Raw genomic sequence first — 20,952 nt, forward strand, 5'->3', positions numbered from 1 at the left:
TAAACCTGCTCCGACAAGGATTCAGCTTGTAGGAGCGGGTCGCCCGAGAAAAGGGCGTACGCTGTTTCAGGGCTCGCCTTCGATGCTGACGACCTCGATCGACTGATCCCCCGCCGGTCGTCGCCACAGCACTTCATCCCCGGGCCCCGCACCCAGCAGCGCACGGCCCAACGGTGAGCCCCAGTTGACCAGGCCACGCGTAGCGTCGGCCTGGTCTTCCCCCACCAGTTGCACGGTGTGTTGCTGGTCATTTTCGTCGACGAAGGTCACCCGGCTGCCAATCTGCACTTTTTCGGTGGAATGGGCAGCAGGCACGACTTGGGCGCTTTGTACCCGCGCAGAGAAATACCGAAAATCCCGTTCGCTGTCGGCCAGGCGCTGCTTGTCGGCGCGCTCGCCCTGGGCCATGAGCTCGTTGCGCAGTGCGTTGAGCTCGGCCACACGCTGCTGCAGCTGGGCGAGCCCGCTGGCGGTGACGTAGTTGGGCTGGTCGCTGACCCGTCGCTCCACCGGTTGGCTGGCCTGGGCAGCGGCCTGATCCTCGTTGACAAATGCTCGACTCATGAAAGCCTCCTTGTGCAGGAGACCATGGTGGCAGCGTGCGGGTTTCAACGGTTGTCCGTTTGCGACTCATTGGCGGCGATAGGCGCGCGCGGCGTCGCGGTCTTTTTCCTGCTGCCATTGCCGGTCGCGCTCATCCCAATAGCGTTCGCGATACTGGCGTAGATCTTCGTTGGACTGCATTGCATTGCACTGGCGAAAACCGTCGTCCCAACCGGTTTCGTACTGGCGCTCGTGCAGGTACCGCGCCACGTTCTTGCGAAAGCCCCCGACCATTAGCCCGGCTGCCTGGCGACCGCTGCTACAGCCGTCCTCGAAACCATCGGCATAGGCGGGCGGATAGCCCTGGTCGATCATGTGCTGGTGGGCTGACTGGCAGCCGGTGAGCGACAACGTTATCCACAACCCGACCCCACACCAACGCATGACCACATACCCTCTGACCGATACGGGAAAGTCTAGGCGGCGATTTGTCGGTGGGGCGTCAAAACCGTGTCAATGACTCGCACAGCGATCCTGTTTGCTGAGGTGTCAGCGGGTAAACCCGCTAACACGGACAGGGGCGACTCAGTAGTGGTACCACTTCAACTCCAGCATCACCTCGTTCTGCGCCGTCGCCAGCTGGCTGAACTGGCGGCTGGCACTTAACCGCAACCCGAGGTTCTGGCTGATTTCCCACTGCTGGTTGAGGCTCAGCGTACGGCGTACCTCGCCATTGGTGAAGTAGTCGCCCTTGGCTTCCAGGGTCAGATTGCCCAGGCCGTTGCGCCACAACAGCCCGCCGTTGAAACCTGCCGCCGGGGCGATGAACTGGGCAAAGTCGTTGTGGTGCTCGATCCGCGCGGTGCCCAGGGCGAAGCCCAAGAGGCCGTCGGCCAGCTGCCAGGTGGCACCGGCGCCACCGTTGACATGACTGACCAGGACCTCGTCATCATGCTTGCCCGGCACCCGCTCGAGCCCTCCCGCTACCTGCCAGGACCAGGGCTGGAGCAGTTCGTTGCGTGGTGTCAGGGAACGGATGGTCGCAAGGTCCAGGCGTTGCACCTGCCAGTCGTTGTTTTCGTACTGGCGCAGCTTGAGCTGCAGGATCTCGATCTGCGCGCCCAGCGGGAAACCGTAGGCATTGTCGTTGAGGTCATGGTAGGCCATGCGCAGGCCGTATTCGGCGTAGGCGCGGTCGTCGCGGGTGCCGACGCCCAGTTGCCAGGTGCGTGACTGATGACCGTCCTCGGGCAAGCCCGGCCGCTCGATTGCCAGTGGCGGTGGCGGGTTGCGGTTGATCGCCTGCAACAGTTCGAAGCTGCGCCGGGCCTGGGCCGGGTCGCGGACCTGGCCATTGGCGCGGTAACGCTCCAATCGGTAGGCGGCGTCCTGCACGAGGGCTTGGCGTTCGTGGGGCAGGGCGGTGAAGGCGGGAGCCTTTAGTTCTGCGGTATCGGCACTGACGGCCAGCACCTGCTGCTTTTCGTCGTGATCCAGTGATTCGGCGCGGGCCAGCAGTTCACGCTCGCGGGAGGGGCGGTAATGGACACTGGCGACCAACCCGGACTGCTTGACCGCCTTGACCGTGTCGGTGGGGATGGCGGTCAGCGGGAACTGCGAGGTGAGGTCCAGGCTGGGGCGGGCCACCTGCAACAACTCCAGCAGGCGGTAGGAGCAGTTCTCATCGAAGAAGAAGTAATCGAACTGGATCTGCTTGAGTTCCCACACATGTTCGACCATGCGTCCGGTCTCTTCGGGTGTCAGGTCCAGCTGGTATTCCCACAGGTCGCGATTTTCCAGGCTGCGGTACTCGGAGAGTTTTTCCTGGTAGGGCATCAGGGCGAACAGGCCGGGATAACCGCCCATCAGCCCCTTCCAGGCATAGAGAATGCTGTTGTCGCTGCCTTCGATATAAGCACCGAAGTTGATCGCGTAGCTCAGCAGCGTGGTGTCGTCGCTGCGGGTATTGGACTGGTCGATGCGCAGCAAGGTATGGCCGAACATCGACGAAGGGCTGTTCAGGTAGGCCGCCGGAAACACCAGCACGGCGCTGTGCGGGTCGATGGATTTGTACCAGGTGGCGAATTCCTGGCAGTTCGGTTGAGGCAAGTCCGTGAGCTGCAGTTGCTCACGCAGCCAGCGGGTGCGCGCAGGGAAGACGCATTGGGCATGTTTGTCACCCAGGCTGGCCGGGGCATACAGCGCTTGGACCGTGGCCTCGAGCTCCTGATCGGGATGATGGGCGCCATCGGGGGCCAGGAAGAACGCGTCATCGTCCACATAGCTGCGCCAGCCACCGAGCTTGGCCGTCTCGTAGTGGCCCAGGGCAATCCAGTAAGGGGTCGAGGCCAGTTGTTGGACTCGCGCCTGATCGAGCTGTGGCGCGGCATGAAGTGGAGCACTGGCGACCAGCGCCAGGGAAGCGAGGCGTTTGAGCATATCGGGCAACTACGTCTGGATGATGCCGAAGGTAAAAGTGACCGAACCCGCCCCGAAACCGGGGCGGGAAAGGGCAGGCCTCAAGCCTCGGTGGCGTATTTGGCCAGGCGTGGATCGCTCTTGAGAACAGCGAGCGTGTTGCTGTGCACGGTCTCGGCAGTGACGTCGGCGCTGCTGAAGATTTCACTGAAGTGCTGGTGGGTGACAGCGGCGAAATGCGCGCGGTCTTCAGGTGCCACACCAAGAACCACGGCATAGGTGGTCAGGGCTTCGCCCTGGCCCTGGGCCATGTCCTCGGAGAGCTCGTTCATCATGCCGTTCATGGCGAACCAGGACTTGCCGCCATAAGTGAGCGCTGCCTTGGTCGAGCAGCCGTTGGTACCAGAGGTCATGCCGAAGGTCGCGTTGCCGGAAGTGCCGTTGGTGGTGGAAGCCAGGAAGTGGGCCGGTGTACCGCGCTGGCCCTCGAACAGCAAGTTGCCCCAGCCGCAGTTCGGGCCGCCCGGCGCTTCCGCCATGGCATTGATCGAAACAGCGGCGAACAGAGTACCCAGAAGAATCCGTTTCATAGCTTTGTTCTCTTTTTCGGTTTCAGTAGACGTACCAATGGTCAGGGTTCTGGCAACGCGGTTGCCAGGTCGGGAAAGCAAATACGCCCACCCGCGCAGGTTGGAGTTTAGGCACGATCCAAAGGTTGCGTTATTTATTGCGAAAAATTGCTTGCGCATTCGCATTGGCTGGGCTGCGACATAAAGTCCCGCCAAGCCTTGCAAGCAGCGCGCGGGCAGCGCCAGAATGCCTTTCATCCGCCCCGCCGAAGTAAGGAAACCCCATGCCCGATTCTGTCGCCTCGCGCCTGCGTCTCGCGCCCGAAGCCCTGACCCGGCGTTTCTCCGCTGAGCAGTTTGCCTTTTCCACCACCGACGATCTGGAGCCGTTTCGAGGGGTCCTGGGCCAGGAGCGTGCCGTAGAGGCCCTGCAGTTCGGCGTGGCCATGCCGCGCCCAGGTTACAACGTGTATGTCATGGGCGAGCCGGGCACCGGCCGCTTCTCGTTCGTCAAGCGTTACCTCAAGGCTGAGGGCAAACGCCAGCAGACGCCGTCTGACTGGCTCTACGTCAACAACTTCGACGACACCCGCGAGCCACGGGCACTGGAGCTGCCGGCTGGCAGCGCCAACGAATTCATCACCGACATGAACGGCCTGATCGACAACCTGCTGGCCACGTTCCCGGCAGTGTTCGAGCATCCGTCCTACCAACAGAAGAAAGGCGCGATCGACCGGGCCTTCAACCAGCGCTACGACCGTGCCCTGGATGTGATCGAGCGGGCGTCTTTGGAAAAGGACGTGGCCCTGTACCGCGACGCCAGCAACGTCGCCTTCACGCCCATGGCCGATGGCAAGGCCCTGGACGAGGCCGAGTTCGCTCAACTGCCCGAGGAGGTGCGCGAGCAGTTCCACGAGGACATCGCCGCACTCGAGGAGCGTCTCAACGAGGAGCTGGCCAGCCTGCCTCAGTGGAAGCGCGAATCGAACAACCAGTTGCGTCAACTCAATGAAGAAACCATCACCCTGGCCCTTCAGCCACTGCTGGCGCCGCTGTCTGAAAAATACGCAGAGAATGCGGCCGTCTGCGCCTACCTGCAGTCCATGCAACTGAACCTGCTGCGTACCGTGGTGGAGCAACTGGTCGACGACAGCAAGACCGATGCCGTGGCGCGCAAGATGCTCGAGGAGCAATACGCCCCGAGCCTGGTGGTCGGTCATCACGTCAGCGGCGGAGCGCCGATGGTGTTCGAGCCGCACCCGACCTACGACAACCTGTTCGGCCGAATCGAGTACAGCACCGACCAGGGCGCGCTCTACACCTCCTATCGCCAGCTGCGCCCGGGTGCGCTGCACCGGGCCAATGGTGGCTTCCTGATCCTCGAAGCGGAGAAGATGCTCGGCGAGCCGTTCGTCTGGGACGCCCTCAAGCGCGCCCTGCAATCGCGCAAGCTGAAGATGGAATCGCCGCTGGGCGAACTGGGGCGGGTCGCCAGCGTGACCCTCACGCCGCAGATGATCCCGCTCACCATCAAATTGGTCATCATCGGTTCTCGCCAGCTGTACTACGCGCTGCAGGACCACGACTCGGACTTCCAGGAGATGTTCCGGGTGCTGGTGGACTTTGACGAAGACATGCCGATGGTCGACGAGAACCTCGAGCAGTTCGCCCAGTTGCTGCGCACCCGCACCAACGAGGAAGGCATGGCCCCGCTGACCAGCGATGCCGTGGCCCGGCTGGCCACCTACAGCGCCCGTCTTGCAGAGAACCAGTCGCGCCTGTCGGCGCGTATCGGTGACCTGTTCCAGTTGGTCAGTGAGGCGGACTTCATCCGTCAGTTGGCCAGCGAGGACATGACCGATGCCGGGCACATCGAACGCGCCCTCAAGGCCAAGGCCACACGCACCGGGCGAGTGTCGCAGCGAGTGCTCGACGACATGCTCGCCGGCATCATCCTGATCGACACCGAGGGTGCCGCCATCGGCAAGTGCAACGGCCTGACCGTGCTCGAGGTCGGGGATTCGGCGTTCGGCATGCCGGCGCGGATCTCCGCGACTGTCTACCCGGGCGGCAGCGGCATCGTCGATATCGAACGTGAGGTCAACCTAGGCCAGCCGATTCACTCCAAAGGCGTGATGATCCTCACCGGTTATCTGGGGAGCCGCTATGCCCAGGAGTTCCCGCTGGCGATCTCGGCGAGCATCGCGCTGGAGCAGTCCTATGGATATGTGGACGGGGACAGCGCATCGCTCGGCGAAGTCTGTACCTTGATCTCGGCCTTGTCCCGGACCCCGCTCAAGCAGTGCTTCGCCATCACCGGTTCGATCAACCAGTTCGGTGAAGTGCAGGCGGTGGGAGGGGTCAACGAGAAGATCGAAGGCTTCTTCCGTCTCTGTGAGGCACGCGGGCTGACCGGTGAGCAAGGCGTGATCATTCCGCGCGCCAACGTCGCTACGCTGATGCTCGATGAGCGGGTGGTTCAGGCGGTCGAGGCCGGACGGTTCCACGTCTATGCCGTCAGCCAGGCCGACGAGGCCCTGAGCCTACTGGTGGGCGAGGAGGCCGGGGCACCTGACGAGAAGGGCCAATTCCCTGAAGGCAGCGTCAATGCGCGGGTGGTCGAGCGCTTGCGTGTGATTGCCGAGATGATCAGCGAGGAAGACATCAAGGAAGCCGAGAAAGAGCGCATGGAGGAGGTCGTGGCCCAAGCGAATCCCGCTTGAGTCAATAAACCGGCGCTGGAGGCAAATGGCTACCGTTCAGCGCCGGTTTTCCATCTTTTTTTGTGGGTCTTCTATGCTGGAACTTAGGACGGCATCAGCGTTCAGGATGGAAACAGCCTGAAGTTTTCGGGCTGAACAAGGCTTCACAGAGGGGACGCCGCCATGCGCAACCTCAGCCTCACCCGCCAGTGCCTGGGCCTGGTGACGCGTATCGAATGCAGTATCCGTCCGCTGGCCGGCGACACCGGGATGTGGACCTTGCTCTTCGCTGCCGGGATGGAGGGAGAGCAACCTTCGGCCATCAAGGCTCAAGGACCATTCCATGGTCCACTGGTCGCCGAGTCGGTGCTCAATGCCATTGTCGACAGCCTGACCTTGCATGGTTATCAGGTCGCTGATGACCCGCAGATCTGGTGCCTGCACCTGCAAGCGCAGTTGCGGCGGATCAATGGCGAGCGCTGTCGCAACCTGGGGGATTATCAGTTCCATCCCGAGACCTGATTGCTCGGCAGTCGTTGCGTTCGGCTGCCTGGAGCATGGGGCGCCGCCTCCACCGGTGGAGGCGGTTAACCCGCGACGCTCTGGGCTCCAGGCTTTTGCTGTCCCGGAGGGGTAGCTATACTCGCGCTCGCTTTTTCGCCATCTGACGAGTCTCTATCTCCCCATGGAACGTATCCTTGAAAATGCGATGTATGCCTCGCGCTGGCTGCTCGCTCCGATCTATTTCGGCCTGTCCCTGGGCCTGCTGGCCCTGGCGCTGAAGTTCTTCCAGGAAGTCATCCACGTCCTGCCCAATGTCTTCGCGCTGAGCGAGGCCGACCTGATTCTGGTGATCCTGTCGCTGATCGACATGTCGCTGGTCGGAGGCCTGCTGGTGATGGTGATGATCTCTGGCTACGAAAACTTCGTCTCGCAGTTGGATATCGACGACAACAAGGAGAAGCTCAACTGGCTGGGCAAGATGGATTCTTCTTCGCTGAAGATGAAAGTCGCGGCCTCCATCGTGGCGATCTCCTCGATCCATCTGCTGCGGGTATTCATGGATGCCCAGAACATCTCCACCGACTATCTGATGTGGTATGTGATCATCCACATGACCTTCGTGGTCTCGGCGTTCGTCATGGGTTACCTGGACAAGCTCACCAAGCACTGATCGACGCTGTTGCCGAGCATCTAGCCGCCGCCCGTCCGTTGCCAAACGGACGGGCGGTTGCGCTCATGGCTTGTGATTTTTCAACGGGTGTACAAAAAATGAGCAGTCATGCGTGGTTCCCACTTGTGAGGTGCTCTCATGAACCTGCATCAGCTCAATGTCGAAGCCAGGGCTGGCCATGTCGAGGAACTCAATCTGATCGCCATCGAAGGCGGTGATTATCTGCTCGAGGCCCGGATCCAGGGCCATGCCCACCCACTGGCAGATGGTCGTGGCGAACGGTTGCGGGTGCATTCGGTGGAGGATGCGCGGCAACTGCTCAACGCTCTGCCGATGTTGTCGATGAACCTGGTGCACTGGTCGGTCCAGGACGAAATGTGCGGAATGGGTTCGCACCCGGAGGAGGACTTGAAAGTGCCGATCTCCCAGCGTTCGGCCTGGTAGCCCTGATAGCTGAATCACTGCGTCGCTGTGTGCTAGGCTTCTCGCCCTTTTTCATGCAGGGCGGATTTCCTTCGCCCTCAAGCGGAGAGTGAAATGTCCGAACTGAACCTGAGCACCGACGAAACGCGCGTCAGCTATGGCATTGGCCGTCAGCTGGGCGGCCAACTGCGTGACAACCCGCCGCCAGGCGTGAGCCTGGAAGCCATCCTGGCTGGCCTGACCGATGCGTTCAACGGTGCCGAGAGCCGAGTCAGCGAAGCCGACCTGTCGGCCAGCTTCAAGGTCATCCGTGAGGTGATGCAAGCCGAAGCGGCTGCCAAGGCCGAAGCTGCTGCTGCCGCTGGCAAGCAGTTCCTGGTCGAGAATGCCAAGCGTGACGGCATCGTCACCCTGGCGTCGGGCCTGCAGTACGAAGTCCTGACCGCAGGCGAAGGCGCCAAGCCGACTCGCGAAGACAACGTGCGTACCCACTATCACGGCACCCTGATCGACGGCACTGTGTTCGACAGCTCCTACGATCGTGGCCAGCCGGCCGAATTCCCGGTCGGTGGTGTCATCGCGGGCTGGACCGAGGCGCTGCAACTGATGAATGCCGGTAGCAAATGGCGTCTGTACGTGCCGAGCGAGCTGGCCTATGGCGCCCAGGGCGTCGGCAGCATCCCGCCGCACAGCGTACTGGTGTTCGACGTCGAGCTGCTCGACGTTCTGTAATGCCGTCGGGGCCGCATTGCGGCCCAGTCGCGGGCAAGCCCGCTCCCGCAGGTGCCGTGCATTCAGCGCGTGCGGGAGTTGGCCAAGCCTGTGGCATCAGTTCCACTCTGTTCCCCCGGGGCGCAATGCCCGTGCATAGCAATACAGAAACAGATTTCGCACCAACTCCTTGAGCACTCCCGGCTCGCTTGAATTCAGGCCATTGAGGTCCAGGTCGCCCTGGTCGCGCAGCTCATCGAGCGCGTCTTGCTCGAGCACGGCACAGACTTCGCCTGTTTCGCGATGCAGAATGCGCAGGTAGGGGTGAGGCCGGTCGAGCCAGGCATCGATCAGATAGGTCATGGCTGTTCTCCTTGGAATGGGTTCCAATGAGAATAATTCTTATTATCAGAATAGCAAGACCCTATTGGAAGTTTTCTTCCGGGCGGGGTAGGGACTTGTCGCAGACCTGAGGGGCCGCCCGGGTGGCGGCCCCGGTGCGGGGTCAGACCTTGCGTACGAACTCGGACTTCAGCTTCATGGCGCCGATGCCGTCGATCTTGCAGTCGATATCGTGGTCGCCATCGCACAGGCGGATATTCTTGACCTTGGTGCCGACCTTCACCACCAGGGAAGATCCTTTGACCTTGAGGTCCTTGATGACCGTGACGGTGTCGCCGTCCTGCAGGACATTGCCGACCGAATCCTTTTTCACCACGTCGTCGCTGGCGGCTTCGGCTTCGCCATTGGCCGACCATTCGTGGGCGCATTCGGGGCAGATCAGCTGAGTGCCATCCTCATAGGTGTATTCGGAGTTGCATTTGGGGCAAGGTGGCAAAGTGCTCACAGGGGTTCCTCAAGACAAGCGGGATTAAGGCCCACATTGTATAAGGTTTTGATCGGATAGTGTGTTTTGCCTGTGCAAACGCATTCGCGGGTAACCCCGCTCCCACAGACGCGGCGCAATCTGTGGGGCGGAGTTACCCGCGAATGAGGGCGATGCGATCTTAGTGGGTTCGGGCTACCGCAAACTCGCTCAGTTCGATCAGTGCGTCACGGTATTCGCTGGCTGGCAGCACTTCCAGGCATTCGATGGCGCGCTTGACGTAGTCCCGGGCGAGCTGGGCGGTATAGTCCAAGGCGCCGGAGGCTTCCACGGCGATGCGGATCTGCTCCAAGTCCTCGATACCGCCCTTCTGGATCGCCTGGCGTACCAGGGCGGCCTGTTCGGCGGTGCCTTCGCGCATGGTGTAGATCAGCGGCAGGGTTGGCTTGCCCTCGGCCAGGTCGTCGCCGACGTTCTTGCCCAGGGTCTGCGAGTCGCCTTTGTAATCCAGCAGGTCGTCGACCAGCTGGAAGGCCACGCCCAGATGGTCACCGAAGGTGCGCAGGGCTTCGCGCTGCTCGTCGCTGGCGCCGGCCAGTGCAGCGGCGCTGTGGGTGGAGGCCTCGAACAGCATCGCGGTCTTGCCGCGGATGACATCCATGTAGACCTCCTCGGTGGTGCTGGCATCGCGAACTCGCGACAGTTGCAGCACCTCGCCCTCGGCGATCACCCGGGTGGCCTTGGAGAGGATCTGCATGACCGGCATCGAGCCCAGCTCGACCATCATCTCGAACGAGCGCGAATAAAGGAAGTCGCCGACCAGCACGCTCGGGGCGTTGCCCCACAGGGCGTTGGCGGTGGAGCGGCCACGGCGCATACCGGACATGTCGACCACGTCATCGTGCAGCAAGGTGGCGGTGTGCAGGAACTCGATGGTCGCCGCGAGCAAGCGCAGGTCGTCGCCTTCACGACCCAGGGCCTTGCCGCACAGCAGCACCAGCAATGGGCGCAGGCGCTTGCCGCCAGCGGACGTGATATAGTCGCCGATCTTCGATACCAGCGGCACGCGCGAGGTCAGCTGCTTCTTGATGATCTCGTCGACGGCGCTGAAATCGTCAGCTACCGCGCGGTAGAAGGTTTGGGGTTGCATCGGCTGCTCCATTGAGGTTGCGCGGCATGCTAGGTCGCGGGTCCCGGTGTGTCAAGGCGCGGTGCCCGTGGCCCCTGGCCGCCACTTGCAAGCATTTATTGGGTTGCGTACAATCGCGCACCCTAACTTCCTGGGCAGCACCTGCCTTACGCAATTGCACCGGGCCGTTCCAGCCCAGTGCAGCCATGCCAGCCAATACTCATCATATAAAGCGCTGGGTGAGCAGGATTATCGGAGAAATACCCAATGTCTTACGCAGTAATCGTTACCGGCGGCAAGCAGTACAAAGTCGCTGAAGGTGAATTCCTCAAGATCGAGAAGCTGGAAGTCGCTACTGGCGAATCCGTGACCTTCGATCGCGTTCTGCTGGTCGCCAACGGCGAAGAAGTCACCATCGGCGCTCCAGTCGTCGCAGGTGCCAAGGTTGTGGCCGAAGTCGTTTCGCAAGGCCGTCACGACAAGGTTCGCATCATCAAGTTCCGTCGTCGTAAGCACCACATGAAGCGCATGGGCCACCGCCAGTGGTTCACCGAAATCAAAATCACCGGTATCCAGGCTTAATCGCCCCGATCCCCTGAATTTATTGGAGAATTGAACCATGGCACACAAAAAGGCTGGTGGTAGTACTCGTAACGGTCGCGACTCAGAATCGAAACGCCTTGGCGTGAAGATGTATGGTGGCCAGGTTATCAAGCCAGGCAACATCATCGTCCGCCAGCGCGGCACCGAATTCCACGCCGGCTACGGCGTTGGTATGGGCAAGGATCACACCCTGTTCGCCAAGATCGAAGGCGTGATCAAGTTCGAGAAGAAAGGCGAGTTCGGTCGTCGTTACGTAAGCGTCGTCGCGGCCTAATCGCGCTGTCGCTGGAGAAGCCCCGTCATGCGACGGGGCTTTTTCGTTTGTGGTGAGCCTCTTGCAAAGCTGTTTGTATGGGCTGCCGGCGTGGGTTTCTACGGTCGTACGGGGCCGCCGCGCTCATTTTTGCAAGAGCCTCATGTAATTGAGTCATTCAGCTCGTCGGAAGACGAGAGGCGGTTTTTATGAAGTTTGTTGACGAAGTATCGATCCGGGTCAAGGCCGGTGACGGCGGCAATGGTTGCATGAGCTTCCGCCGCGAGAAGTTCATCGAGAACGGTGGCCCCAACGGTGGTGATGGTGGCGACGGCGGCTCGGTGTACATGGTTGCCGATGAGAACCTCAACACCTTGGTCGACTACCGCTACACCCGTCATCACGAAGCCCAGCGTGGTCAGAACGGTGGCAGCACCGACTGCACCGGCAAGAAAGGTGAAGACCTGTTCCTGCGCGTGCCGGTCGGCACCACCGTGATCGACGCCTCGACCCAGGAGGTGATCGGTGATCTGGTCACGCCGGGGCAGAAGCTGATGGTCGCCCAGGGCGGCTGGCACGGCCTTGGCAACACCCGTTTCAAGTCCAGCACTAACCGCGCGCCGCGTCAGACCACGCCAGGCAAACCGGGTGAGCAGCGCGACCTGAAGATGGAGCTCAAGGTCCTGGCCGACGTCGGTCTGCTGGGCTTGCCGAATGCGGGCAAGAGCACCTTCATCCGTGCGGTTTCCGCAGCCAAGCCGAAGGTTGCCGACTACCCGTTCACCACCCTGGTGCCGAACCTGGGTGTGGTCAGCGTCGACCGCTGGAAGAGTTTCGTCATCGCCGACATCCCGGGCCTGATCGAAGGTGCTTCCGATGGCGCCGGCCTGGGTATCCGCTTCCTCAAGCACCTGGCGCGCACCCGTGTGCTGTTGCACCTGGTCGACCTGGCGCCGCTGGACGGCAGCAGCCCGGCCGATGCCGCTGAAATCATCCTCAACGAGCTGGCGCAGTTCAGCCCGGCTTTGGTCGATCGTGAGCGTTGGCTGGTGCTGAACAAGGCCGACATGATCATGGACGATGAGCGCGAAGAGCGCGTCAAGGAAGTCGTCGAGCGCTTGAACTGGGATGGTCCGGTCTATGTGATTTCGGCCATTGCCAAGCAGGGCACCGAACAGCTCAGCCACGACCTGATGCGTTACCTGGAAGACCGCGCCGACCGCCTGGCCAACGACCCGGCCTACGCCGAAGAGCTGGCCGAGCTCGATCAGCGTATCGAAGATGAAGCCCGTGCCCAGCTGCAGGCGCTGGATGACGCGCGTACTCTGCGCCGCACCGGCGTCAAGAGCGTGCACGACATCGGCGACGACGATGACTGGGATGATTTCGAGGACGACGAAGACGGTCCGGAAATCATTTACGTGCGCGACTGATCGGTTGCAGTACACTAAACGCCGCTCAAACGAGCGGCGTTTTTGTATCTACGGTATCTACAGATTCGACATAGGTTGGAAGAGAAGATGCGAAGCAAGGTGACAGGCGCCAAGCGCTGGGTCGTGAAGATCGGCAGCGCCCTGCTGACGGCGGATGGCAAAGGCCTCGACCGCGGCGCCATGGCTGTCTGGGTCGAGCAGATGGTCGCACTGCGGGAAGCAGGTGTGGAATTGGTGCTGGTCTCCTCCGGGGCCGTGGCAGCGGGCATGAGCCAGCTGGGCTGGACCTCGCGACCGAGCGCGATGAACGAGCTGCAAGCCGCCGCTTCCATTGGCCAGATGCGCCTGGTGCAGGCATGGGAGTCGAGCTTCGGCGAGCACGGCAAACACACCGCGCAGATTCTTCTGACCCATGATGACCTTTCCGACCGCAAGCGTTACCTCAATGCGCGCAGCACCCTGCGTACTCTCGTCGATCTGGGTGTGGTCCCGGTGATCAACGAGAACGACACCGTGGTCACCGACGAGATCCGTTTCGGTGACAACGACACCCTGGCCGCCTTGGTGGCCAACCTGGTGGAAGCCGATCTGCTGGTGATCCTCACCGACCGCGACGGCATGTTCGACGCAGACCCACGCAACAACCCGCAGGCGCAGCTGATCTATGAGGCTCGCGCCGATGATCCGTCGCTCGATGCCGTTGCTGGCGGTACCGGGGGGGCGCTCGGTCGCGGCGGTATGCAGACCAAACTGCGCGCCGCGCGCCTGGCTGCCCGTTCCGGCGCCCATACCATCATCATCGGTGGCCGCATCGAGCGTGTCCTGGATCGCTTGAAGGCTGGCGAGCGCTTGGGAACTCTGCTGTCGCCCGAGCGCGGCATGCTCGCCGCACGCAAGCAGTGGCTGGCCGGCCATCTGCAAACCCGCGGGACCCTGGTGCTGGACGACGGCGCCGTGAAGGCCTTGCGCGAATCGAACAAGAGCCTGCTGCCGGTTGGCGTGAAGACCGTGCAGGGCAGCTTCCGTCGTGGCGAAATGGTGGTCTGCGTAGGGCCTGATGGCCGTGAAGTGGCCCGTGGCCTGGCCAATTACAGCGCCCTGGAGGCGCAGAAGATCATCGGCCAGCCTTCCGATGCCATCGAGAGCCTGCTGGGCTACAGCGCCGAACCGGAGCTGGTGCACCGCGACAACCTGGTGCTGGTCTGAGGAGGCGGGGCATGCTGAAAAAGATGATTGCCCTGGCGGCCTTGGCGCTGCCGGTGCTAGCCCCAGCCGATGAAATCGGCCAGGTATCCACTGTGTTCAAGTTCCTCGGGCCGAACGACCGCATTGTGGTCGAGGCGTTCGACGATCCGAAGGTCGAGGGTGTGACTTGCTACCTGTCGCGGGCCAAGACGGGCGGTGTGAAAGGTGGGCTGGGTCTGGCCGAAGACCGCGCAGAGGCGTCGATCGCCTGCCGTCAGGTCGGTCCGATCAACTTCAAGGGTGAGCTCAAGGACGGCGAGGAAGTATTCAAGGAGCGCACCTCGCTGGTGTTCAAGACCATGCAGGTGGTGCGCTTTCTGGACAAGAAGCGCAACACGCTGGTGTACCTGGTGTACAGCGACCGGATGATCGAAGGCAGCCCGCAAAATGCGGTAACGGCAATTCCCATCCTGCCGTGGGCGCAGTGATACCTGGTTGACGGTCGGGAGGGGGCTTTGGCCCCATCCTACGCTGCAAGGGAGTCACGCCAGACTCAAAGCATGCAGGCGCTGGCGCTAGCCTGCGAAGGGCCGCAAAAGCGGCCCCAGTTCACCGACTCAGGCCAGTTCCTCGGCCACATCCTCACGCACGATCGCCTTCACTTCATCGATACGGCTGATGAACTTCCAGTCCGCTTCGTCGATGTAGATGCCGTTCGGTCCGCTACCCCCTTCCAGGTCAATCGCGACCCGCGCCGACACCTGCGGCTTCACGCTCGCCAGAATCGGCACGAAGCCTAGCTGCTGGCTGGTTTCCAGCAGCGCTGCCTGGTTGCGTTCGTCGATGTCCGCCGCCTCGTCGAGGTAGTAGGGCAGGCGGATGCGCCCGGCCAGATCGCGATCCATCAAGTGCAGCAGCAGGTACATGTTGGTCAGCGCCTTGATGGTCATGGTGGTGCCGTTGGACGCGGCGCCATCGATGTCGGCGTGGATCACCGGCTGGCTGTTGATCTTGGTGATCTCGAAGGCGAGCTCGAACAGGTCCTTCAGGCCCAGCTGGTTGTGGTTGGCCGCCACCAGCCGCGCCAGGTACTCCTTGGCCTCTTCGTTCTTGTGATCCTGCTCGGCGCTCTGGGTCAGGTCGAACACCGACAGGGTCTCGCCTTCTTCGTACTGGCCGGCGCTGTGGATGATCTGGTCGATGTGCTTGAGCGCTTCCTTGTTCGGTGCCAGGACCACGCGGAAGCTCTCCAGGTTGGACACCTGGCGCCGGTTGATCTCGCGGTTGAACAGCGCCAGTTGGTGCTCGAGGCTGTCGTAGTCACTGCGAATGTTGCGCAGAGTCCGGGCGATGTCGGTGACCGCCGCGCGACGGGCCTTGGCCAGGGTCAGGGCCTCTTCGGTGCGGTGCGAGTAGGCATTGATCAGCAGCTGCAGGCGGCGTTCCATGTCGTCTTCGCTGTCGAACTTGGCCACGCCCTTGAGGCGCACCTGGGCGTACAGCGCCTCGATCTGGTTGTCCACCCGCTGCAGCGCCTGCCAGCTGTCCTGGTAGTCGTTGAGCAGTGGCAGCAGGTTGTCCATGGAGTCGTCGACCGCTTCCATGAACGGCGTGCCGAACGGCAGGTCGGCCGGCAGCAGCTGGCGGCGGCGCAGGGCGTCGTCGAGGGTGCGTTGCTTGGCTTCGAGGTCGGCGATCTGCCGGCCGACCAGTTGCAGCTTGGCCGACAATTGCTGGACGCGTTCGGTGAAGGCGTCGCTGGAGCGCTTGAGCTCGTCCTGGGCGGCTTCCAGTTGCGCCAGTTGCTCCATCTTCTCGGGCTCTTCGGCGCTCAGGGTTTCGCTGCGGCGGAAGTCTTCCAGGGCCTTCTGGGCGTCGAGCACCTGTTGGTACAGGGCCTCGGTCTGGGCCTTGCTCGCGTTGCGGTCGGCGGCGACTGCCTGCTGGGTCTTGAGCTGCTTGAGTTCTTTTTCCAGGCGCTCCTTCTGGTCGCGCAAGGCGGCGCGGTCGGCCAGGGCCTGCAGGGCCGGCGGGTCGATGTGCGAAAGGTCGATGGACAGGCCAGGCGCCTCGAAGCGCTCGCCCTTGAAGCTGTCGAGCACTGCTTCGAGGGTCTTGACCCAGACATCGCTGTCGTCCAGCTCGATGCCCCGATCGCCCAGCGGCAGGCTGAACAGCGCACCGTTGAACAGGCGCATCAGGCGGTCGACATCCTGCTGGGAAAACTCCTCGCGCAGGCGGGCGTAGCTGTTGTTGTCGGCGTGATCGAGCTGCTGCTTGACCTGCTTTAGGCGTTTTTCCAGATCGCGCACGCGCTCGTCGAGGTCCTCGGCGGAGAACTGACGCGACTGGGCCAGGGCGCCGGCCAATTCGTCGTGGGCATCCTTGGCGGCCAGCAGTTGCTGCTCCAGGACCTTGGCATCTTCGACCAAGGCGAAGCGATGCTTGAGTACCGACAGCTCGCCAAGCCAGCGCTGGATGCCGGTGATCTCGCGCTCCAGTCGCATCAGCTCCTGGGTACCACCGCGTTGGTCGTTCTGCAGGCGGTCCTGTTCGCTGCGGTAGTGCTCGGCCTGGATGACCAGTTCTTCCTTGCGCGCCATGGCGTACTCCTGCCAAGTGCCCAGCAGGTTGTCGAGCAGGGGCGAGAGGCGGTGCAGCTTGCCGCGCAGGATGTCGCGCTGGGCCACGCCGCCGGCCAGGGCCTCGACCAGCGGGCCTGCGGCGACCAGGGCATTGTAGTCCTGCTCCATGCGGCGCACGTCGCGGAAGGCTTCCTCGCAGGCGGCGATGTAATCGACGCTGCCCGAGCGCAGGCTGTGCTCGAAGGCATCGAGGAACAGCTGCTTGAGCTTGGCTGCGGTGATCTCGCGCATGTGCAGCAGGTTGATGAACAGCGAGCGGAAGGTCTTCAGGCTCTGTTCGCTGGTCGAGCGCAGCGGGATCAGGGTCAGGTCCAGCGGCACCGACGTATGACCGCCGACCAGCAGTCGGCGCAGTTCGTCGGGCTTGAGTTCGTAGGCCTTCAGGCCGTGCTGCTCGAGGTTGGTGAACAGCTCCTTCTGTCGCAGGCAGGTGTCGTTCTTCTGGTAGTGCGCCAGGTCCAGCTGTCCCTGGTAGGCAAAGAACTGGTGGCCGAAACCACCCCCTGGGCCGCGGCCGACCACACCGATCACGTGGGGGCCGTGGGGCAGGTTCAGCTCGCAGAGGATATAGCTGGTGTCGCTGGCGAAGTAGAACCGGCGCGACTGCTCCAGGCTGTACTTGCCGAAGCTCATGTCGGACATGCGCGCCAGGATCGGGAACTGCAGGGCGTTGATCGAGGCGGATTTACCGAGGTTGTTGGCACCATAGACCGACAGCGGCTGCTCCAGAGGGAACAGTCCCAGGCTGTAGCCGGCGGTGTTGAGCAGTGCGAAGCGGCGAATACCGTAGCGTTCCTGGCTCATGCGTCAATCTCCTGTTGCTCTTCGCGGATGGCTCGGGCGAGGGCTTCTTCCTCGCTCTCCTCGCTGTCGAACGGCGACAGGTCGAGCGGATCGTCGGTGCGGTTGAGTTCTTCCGGGCTTTCTTCTTCGACCAGTACCGGCGTTGGCAACGGCAGGTCGCTGTGCAGACTGGCAGCCAGATCCCGGTCCTGCTGGACCGACAGGCACACATCCAGGAAGCGGTGCATCGGCGGCAGGAAGCGGTAGATGCCGCCTTCCTCGTGGGCAAAACCCAGCTGGGTCATGCGGCGCAGGATCTTTTCTTCCAGCTCGTCGACGGTCTGCACTTCGGCCTGGATGAACAGGTCGCGGTACTTTTCCAGCAGCGAAGGCAGCTCATCGCGGCCAATGCTGCCGCCGTCAAGCACGGCCATTGGATCGCGGCCCTGGTCGGCCAGGTGCTCGACCAGGATGAAGGTGAACAGCGACAATCGCTGGGCGGTCTTGTTGACCTGCGCGGCGGCCTGCTCGGGCACGAAGTAGTAGAACCCGCGGGTATCGCACACCAGTTCGAAGCCCAGGGCCTTGAACAGGGTGCGGTACTGGTCCTGGAAGTTCGACAACTGGGCATACAGCTCAGGGTCCCGGCGGCTGATGTGAAAACCTTTGAACAGCTCGCGGAAGATGGGGGCGAGCTGGGACAGTTCGGAAAGATCAAGATGCATTGGCTGGGCTCGCGTTGGATTCAGGCGTGGTTTCGCGGCTGGAGGTCAGGGCGAAGGAGCGCAGGCTGACCAGGTGCTCGCGGGTGGTGTACTCGCGGCGGTCCAGGCGTTCGCGGCTAAAGCGCTTCTCCCGCGACAGGCGCGAGAACCAGTACAGCAATTCGTCGGTGGCGCCTTCGGGCTCCTGCTCGAGCAGCCAGACCATCAGATCCGGCAGGGGCAAGGCGTCCTCGCAGCGCTCGAGCATTTCCTTGACCGTGCGCGGAGCGCGGGGCAGCGGGCCCTTCTGGCTCTTGTGCGCCTTGGGGAAGCGCGCCGGCTTGGGCTCGAAGCGGGCCAAGGCATACACATAGGCCTCGACCTGGCTGGCGCTGCCGAGGAACGTGCTCTGCGGGCGGGTGAACATCGGCATGGCCGCATGCGGCACCGCATCGATGCCTTTGCGTCGGATCACCGAGAGGGCCAGGGCCGCGCCACGGGTGACCGCGTTGTGCCGGCGCGCTTCTTCGCGCAGCGGCAGCAGCAGCTCACGGGCATGGCGCAGGGTGAGCTGGGCGCTGGTCTGCATCTCGAGGATGCGCGCATGGGTGCGCAGCAACATGTCGTCGTCGACCAGATGGCCCAGGCGCGCCTGCTCGCCCAGCAGGCGCAGCAGCACGGTTTCGACCTTGCGCACGCCTTGTTCGAAGGCGCCGTCGGCATTGACCAGTTGGATCATCGGCTCGACGTATTCGTCCCAAGTCGCCAGGACTTCGGCGTAACGTTGGCGCAGGGGGATCTGGCGGTTGCTGGTCTTGGCCCGTTCAGCCACGGCGACCAGCGCCTGCTCGTCGTTGTCGAGTTTCTTGAGGACATCGCGCACGCGCATGTCGAGCAGGCGCAGTTGGCGCGCCAGGTCGTCGCTGTCGCGGTTGTCGAAGGCGTCCTGGATGTGCCCGGCCAGGCGCTCCAGGTGGCGCAGGTAGGCCTCGATCTCAAGGCACAGGCCCAGGCGGTGCTCGCGGCGCAGGTAGGCGAGGAAGTCGTGGATCTGGGCGTTGAGCTCGAAGCGGTTCGGGCTCTTGGCCACCGGCACCAGGATATCCAGGCGTATCCATACGTCCAGCAGCTGGGTGATGTCCTGCGGCGTACTTTCCACCTGCTGCCGGGCAAGCTGCTGGCGCAGTTCGACCAGGCTCAGGGTGCCCTGGTCGAAACGCTCGCACAGCGGCTCGATCAGGGCCCAGTGTTCGGCTAGGGCGCGCAGGACGCGCTTGGGTTCGATCATTGGCGGGTCGACTCGTTGCCAAATAAAAGGGGCGATTGTACTGCATCCGGGGGGGAGGATTTCACCCCTTGGTCTGTAATCGGGATGGCCCCAAGCCTTGCAGGGAATTGCCTGGCCTCTTCGCGGGCAAGCCCGCTCTCGCCTGGTCCAGTGGTGCGCTCAGCAACACCGCTGTATCCGTGGACGCGGGTTTGCCTGCGGATGGGGAAGCAAACAACAAATTTCCGCCGACCAGTTGCGGCGCTTGCTGGGCAACGGCGTTAGAATGGCCGACTGTTTTCGTTCCCCGGATGCCTGTGCCTTGCTGACCGAGCCCCGCCGCCGCGCTTACCTATCCGCCATGCAAGTGGTGCATTGGCTGCCGCGCGCCGAACTGCCGTTCGCCGCACCGTCGCGTCCGGAGCTGTTGGCGCCTTTGGCGCCGGTCGAGGACGTCGAAATCGACGTGCGGGCCTCGGTGCCATCGTCCGAGCAGGCGCCAGCCGCGCCGCAGGCCCGCTCGGCGGAGCGACCGAAGATCGAGATCCCCCGACCTGGCAGCGCTCCCAAGCCCGCCAGCAAACCGGTCGAAGTCGAGGAGCAGGCGCCGGCACCCCGGCCAGTGCCTGTGCCGCCGCCGCGTTTCGCCCTGCAATTGCTGCGTGCCGGCAGTTGCCTGCTGTTGGTGGAGCTGGCCACCGGCCAGCCGTTCCAGAGCCGTGACCCGTCTTACTTGCTGCTCAAGGACATGCTGCGCGCCGCCGGCCTGCCCGATGCGCCGCAGATCATCGGCGAGCCGGTGCGCTGGCCGCTGCTGGTACGCGGCAACATGGACCAAGGCCCAGAGGCTGCGCGCGACTTCGTCCAAGGGTTCATTCAGGCTCGCCTGGAAGAGGCGCCCTGCACCTGCCTGTGGCTGGTCGGCCTGCCAGCCGTGCGCTTTGCCGGCCAAGCCGACGGCGAGGCCTACTACCAAGAACTGAAGGTCGAGGGCCTGGGCGATGCCTGGGCCTTGCCGGGCCTTGAACTGTTGATGGACGAGCCGCAACGCAAGGCGGACGTCTGGCAAGCGATGCGCCGGCTGATGGCGCGCTGGAAGAGCGTTGAATGAGTGACTCGATCAGTTTCCGCCGAATGACCGAGGCGGATCTGGATGCCGTGCTTAAGATCGAATATGCCGCGTTCAGTCATCCCTGGACCCGCGGGATCTTTCAGGATGCGCTCAAATCCTACGAAGTGTGGCTGATGTTCGACGGGCAGCAGCAGGTGGGGCATGGCGTGATCAACGTGATCATCGACGAAGCCCACTTGCTCAACATCACCGTCAAGCCCGAGAACCAGGGACGCGGCCTGGGCCTGCGCTTGCTCGAGCACCTGATGGCGCGGGCCTATCAGCTCAATGGTCGCGAATGTTTCCTGGAGGTGCGCGCCAGCAACCAGTCGGCTTATCGTTTGTACGAGCGCTACGGATTCAACGAAATCGGCCGGCGCCGGGACTACTATCCGGTCGCCGGCGGCCGCGAAGACGCCCTGGTGATGGCCTGCACCCTGCTCGAAGAGTGACCTTGCAGGAGCAGGTCGTGT

The 20,952-nt window shown here is 62.9% G+C and carries 22 protein-coding genes; 12 read left to right on the forward strand and 10 right to left on the reverse strand.

Annotation, left to right across the window (positions count from 1 at the left end; translation table 11 throughout):
- Positions 1-66 precede the first annotated feature (66 nt).
- From BLS27_RS13225 to BLS27_RS13240, 4 genes are all read right to left on the reverse strand, one after another.
- On the reverse strand, positions 67-564 hold the full coding sequence (locus tag BLS27_RS13225) for a GreA/GreB family elongation factor (protein WP_090345161.1): 498 nt from the start codon (positions 562-564) through the stop codon (positions 67-69).
- A gap of 66 nt (positions 565-630) precedes the next feature.
- Positions 631-987, reverse strand: a complete 357-nt coding sequence (locus tag BLS27_RS13230) for a hypothetical protein (protein ID WP_043208447.1) — start codon at positions 985-987, stop codon at positions 631-633.
- A gap of 141 nt (positions 988-1,128) precedes the next feature.
- On the reverse strand, positions 1,129-2,982 hold the full coding sequence (locus BLS27_RS13235; protein ID WP_090345163.1) for an Lnb N-terminal periplasmic domain-containing protein: 1,854 nt from the start codon (positions 2,980-2,982) through the stop codon (positions 1,129-1,131).
- A gap of 80 nt (positions 2,983-3,062) precedes the next feature.
- On the reverse strand, positions 3,063-3,551 hold the full coding sequence (locus tag BLS27_RS13240; RefSeq protein ID WP_043208451.1) for a DUF3015 domain-containing protein: 489 nt from the start codon (positions 3,549-3,551) through the stop codon (positions 3,063-3,065).
- 263 nt (positions 3,552-3,814) lie between these two features.
- On the opposite strand from BLS27_RS13240, the gene BLS27_RS13245 reads away from it, so the two are divergent.
- The 5 genes from BLS27_RS13245 (at position 3,815) to bamJ (ending at position 8,561) form a co-directional block, all read left to right on the forward strand.
- A complete protein-coding gene (locus tag BLS27_RS13245; protein ID WP_090345165.1) occupies positions 3,815-6,253 on the forward strand; it encodes a Lon protease family protein in 2,439 nt (812 codons plus the stop codon).
- 162 nt (positions 6,254-6,415) lie between these two features.
- The gene (locus tag BLS27_RS13250) at positions 6,416-6,754 is read left to right on the forward strand and encodes a PA4575 family protein (RefSeq protein WP_043208458.1); all 339 of its coding nucleotides are present in this window, start codon (positions 6,416-6,418) and stop codon (positions 6,752-6,754) included.
- A 163-nt stretch (positions 6,755-6,917) separates the two neighbouring features.
- On the forward strand, positions 6,918-7,406 hold the full coding sequence (locus tag BLS27_RS13255) for a TIGR00645 family protein (protein WP_043208460.1): 489 nt from the start codon (positions 6,918-6,920) through the stop codon (positions 7,404-7,406).
- A gap of 138 nt (positions 7,407-7,544) precedes the next feature.
- Positions 7,545-7,850 (forward strand): DUF6482 family protein, encoded by a 306-nt coding sequence (locus tag BLS27_RS13260; protein WP_043208462.1) that lies wholly within the window; start codon positions 7,545-7,547, stop codon positions 7,848-7,850.
- A 93-nt stretch (positions 7,851-7,943) separates the two neighbouring features.
- The gene (gene bamJ, locus BLS27_RS13265) at positions 7,944-8,561 is read left to right on the forward strand and encodes a BamJ family beta-barrel-assembly machinery protein (RefSeq protein ID WP_043208464.1); all 618 of its coding nucleotides are present in this window, start codon (positions 7,944-7,946) and stop codon (positions 8,559-8,561) included.
- A 96-nt stretch (positions 8,562-8,657) separates the two neighbouring features.
- Here bamJ and BLS27_RS13270 read toward each other — a convergent pair whose 3' ends face one another.
- From BLS27_RS13270 to BLS27_RS13280, 3 genes are all read right to left on the reverse strand, one after another.
- On the reverse strand, positions 8,658-8,903 hold the full coding sequence (locus tag BLS27_RS13270) for a PA4570 family protein (RefSeq protein ID WP_043208467.1): 246 nt from the start codon (positions 8,901-8,903) through the stop codon (positions 8,658-8,660).
- 142 nt (positions 8,904-9,045) lie between these two features.
- Positions 9,046-9,387 carry a zinc ribbon domain-containing protein YjdM gene (locus BLS27_RS13275; RefSeq protein WP_043208469.1) on the reverse strand — a complete coding sequence of 114 codons (342 nt, stop codon included), beginning with the start codon at positions 9,385-9,387 and terminating at the stop codon, positions 9,046-9,048.
- Positions 9,388-9,547: 160 nt separating this feature from the next.
- Positions 9,548-10,516: a polyprenyl synthetase family protein gene (locus tag BLS27_RS13280; protein ID WP_043208470.1), complete on the reverse strand. Its 969-nt coding sequence runs from the start codon at positions 10,514-10,516 to the stop codon at positions 9,548-9,550.
- Between the two features lie 246 nt (positions 10,517-10,762).
- On the opposite strand from BLS27_RS13280, the gene rplU reads away from it, so the two are divergent.
- The 5 genes from rplU to BLS27_RS13305 all read left to right on the forward strand — a co-directional run bounded on the left by rplU (position 10,763) and on the right by BLS27_RS13305 (position 14,457).
- Positions 10,763-11,077: a 50S ribosomal protein L21 gene (rplU, locus tag BLS27_RS13285; protein ID WP_003247466.1), complete on the forward strand. Its 315-nt coding sequence runs from the start codon at positions 10,763-10,765 to the stop codon at positions 11,075-11,077.
- A 37-nt stretch (positions 11,078-11,114) separates the two neighbouring features.
- On the forward strand, positions 11,115-11,372 hold the full coding sequence (gene rpmA, locus BLS27_RS13290; protein ID WP_043208473.1) for a 50S ribosomal protein L27: 258 nt from the start codon (positions 11,115-11,117) through the stop codon (positions 11,370-11,372).
- Positions 11,373-11,560: 188 nt separating this feature from the next.
- Positions 11,561-12,784, forward strand: a complete 1,224-nt coding sequence (gene cgtA, locus BLS27_RS13295; RefSeq protein WP_043208475.1) for an Obg family GTPase CgtA — start codon at positions 11,561-11,563, stop codon at positions 12,782-12,784.
- Positions 12,785-12,871: 87 nt separating this feature from the next.
- Positions 12,872-13,990, forward strand: coding sequence for a glutamate 5-kinase (gene proB / locus BLS27_RS13300; protein WP_043208477.1), 1,119 nt, complete (start codon positions 12,872-12,874; stop codon positions 13,988-13,990).
- A gap of 11 nt (positions 13,991-14,001) precedes the next feature.
- Positions 14,002-14,457, forward strand: coding sequence for a CreA family protein (locus BLS27_RS13305; RefSeq protein ID WP_043208479.1), 456 nt, complete (start codon positions 14,002-14,004; stop codon positions 14,455-14,457).
- Between the two features lie 129 nt (positions 14,458-14,586).
- On the opposite strand, the gene mksF is transcribed toward BLS27_RS13305, so the two are convergent.
- Genes mksF through mksB form a run of 3 tightly spaced genes read right to left on the reverse strand, consistent with a single transcriptional unit; the run spans position 14,587 to position 19,389 of the window.
- Positions 14,587-17,418: an Mks condensin complex protein MksF gene (gene mksF, locus BLS27_RS13310; RefSeq protein ID WP_043208481.1), complete on the reverse strand. Its 2,832-nt coding sequence runs from the start codon at positions 17,416-17,418 to the stop codon at positions 14,587-14,589.
- Positions 17,415-18,122: an Mks condensin complex protein MksE gene (gene mksE, locus BLS27_RS13315; protein WP_043208483.1), complete on the reverse strand. Its 708-nt coding sequence runs from the start codon at positions 18,120-18,122 to the stop codon at positions 17,415-17,417. The genes mksF and mksE overlap by 4 nt, the downstream gene beginning before the upstream one ends.
- On the reverse strand, positions 18,112-19,389 hold the full coding sequence (gene mksB, locus BLS27_RS13320; protein ID WP_043208486.1) for an Mks condensin complex protein MksB: 1,278 nt from the start codon (positions 19,387-19,389) through the stop codon (positions 18,112-18,114). Before mksB ends, mksE begins: the two co-directional genes overlap by 11 nt.
- Positions 19,390-19,690: 301 nt before the next feature.
- Between mksB and BLS27_RS13325 the strand changes: the two genes are divergently transcribed.
- On the forward strand, positions 19,691-20,479 hold the full coding sequence (locus BLS27_RS13325) for an energy transducer TonB (RefSeq protein ID WP_090345319.1): 789 nt from the start codon (positions 19,691-19,693) through the stop codon (positions 20,477-20,479).
- On the forward strand, positions 20,476-20,931 hold the full coding sequence (gene rimI, locus BLS27_RS13330) for a ribosomal protein S18-alanine N-acetyltransferase (RefSeq protein ID WP_043208488.1): 456 nt from the start codon (positions 20,476-20,478) through the stop codon (positions 20,929-20,931). Before BLS27_RS13325 ends, rimI begins: the two co-directional genes overlap by 4 nt.
- The last annotated feature ends 21 nt before the right edge of the window (positions 20,932-20,952 follow it).

Origin of the sequence: Pseudomonas guariconensis (assembly GCF_900102675.1) — a bacterium.
Classification (GTDB): Bacteria; Pseudomonadota; Gammaproteobacteria; order Pseudomonadales; family Pseudomonadaceae; genus Aquipseudomonas; species Aquipseudomonas guariconensis.

Coding starts and splice junctions, on each gene's coding strand:
- BLS27_RS13225 (WP_090345161.1), bottom strand. CDS start 564: ATGAGTCGAGCATTTGTCAACGAGGATCAGGCCGCTGCCCAGGCCAGC.
- BLS27_RS13230 (WP_043208447.1), bottom strand. CDS start 987: ATGCGTTGGTGTGGGGTCGGGTTGTGGATAACGTTGTCGCTCACCGGC.
- BLS27_RS13235 (WP_090345163.1), bottom strand. CDS start 2,982: ATGCTCAAACGCCTCGCTTCCCTGGCGCTGGTCGCCAGTGCTCCACTT.
- BLS27_RS13240 (WP_043208451.1), bottom strand. CDS start 3,551: ATGAAACGGATTCTTCTGGGTACTCTGTTCGCCGCTGTTTCGATCAAT.
- BLS27_RS13245 (WP_090345165.1), top strand. CDS start 3,815: ATGCCCGATTCTGTCGCCTCGCGCCTGCGTCTCGCGCCCGAAGCCCTG.
- BLS27_RS13250 (WP_043208458.1), top strand. CDS start 6,416: ATGCGCAACCTCAGCCTCACCCGCCAGTGCCTGGGCCTGGTGACGCGT.
- BLS27_RS13255 (WP_043208460.1), top strand. CDS start 6,918: ATGGAACGTATCCTTGAAAATGCGATGTATGCCTCGCGCTGGCTGCTC.
- BLS27_RS13260 (WP_043208462.1), top strand. CDS start 7,545: ATGAACCTGCATCAGCTCAATGTCGAAGCCAGGGCTGGCCATGTCGAG.
- bamJ (WP_043208464.1), top strand. CDS start 7,944: ATGTCCGAACTGAACCTGAGCACCGACGAAACGCGCGTCAGCTATGGC.
- BLS27_RS13270 (WP_043208467.1), bottom strand. CDS start 8,903: ATGACCTATCTGATCGATGCCTGGCTCGACCGGCCTCACCCCTACCTG.
- BLS27_RS13280 (WP_043208470.1), bottom strand. CDS start 10,516: ATGCAACCCCAAACCTTCTACCGCGCGGTAGCTGACGATTTCAGCGCC.
- rplU (WP_003247466.1), top strand. CDS start 10,763: ATGTCTTACGCAGTAATCGTTACCGGCGGCAAGCAGTACAAAGTCGCT.
- rpmA (WP_043208473.1), top strand. CDS start 11,115: ATGGCACACAAAAAGGCTGGTGGTAGTACTCGTAACGGTCGCGACTCA.
- cgtA (WP_043208475.1), top strand. CDS start 11,561: ATGAAGTTTGTTGACGAAGTATCGATCCGGGTCAAGGCCGGTGACGGC.
- proB (WP_043208477.1), top strand. CDS start 12,872: ATGCGAAGCAAGGTGACAGGCGCCAAGCGCTGGGTCGTGAAGATCGGC.
- BLS27_RS13305 (WP_043208479.1), top strand. CDS start 14,002: ATGCTGAAAAAGATGATTGCCCTGGCGGCCTTGGCGCTGCCGGTGCTA.
- mksF (WP_043208481.1), bottom strand. CDS start 17,418: ATGAGCCAGGAACGCTACGGTATTCGCCGCTTCGCACTGCTCAACACC.
- mksE (WP_043208483.1), bottom strand. CDS start 18,122: ATGCATCTTGATCTTTCCGAACTGTCCCAGCTCGCCCCCATCTTCCGC.
- mksB (WP_043208486.1), bottom strand. CDS start 19,389: ATGATCGAACCCAAGCGCGTCCTGCGCGCCCTAGCCGAACACTGGGCC.
- rimI (WP_043208488.1), top strand. CDS start 20,476: ATGAGTGACTCGATCAGTTTCCGCCGAATGACCGAGGCGGATCTGGAT.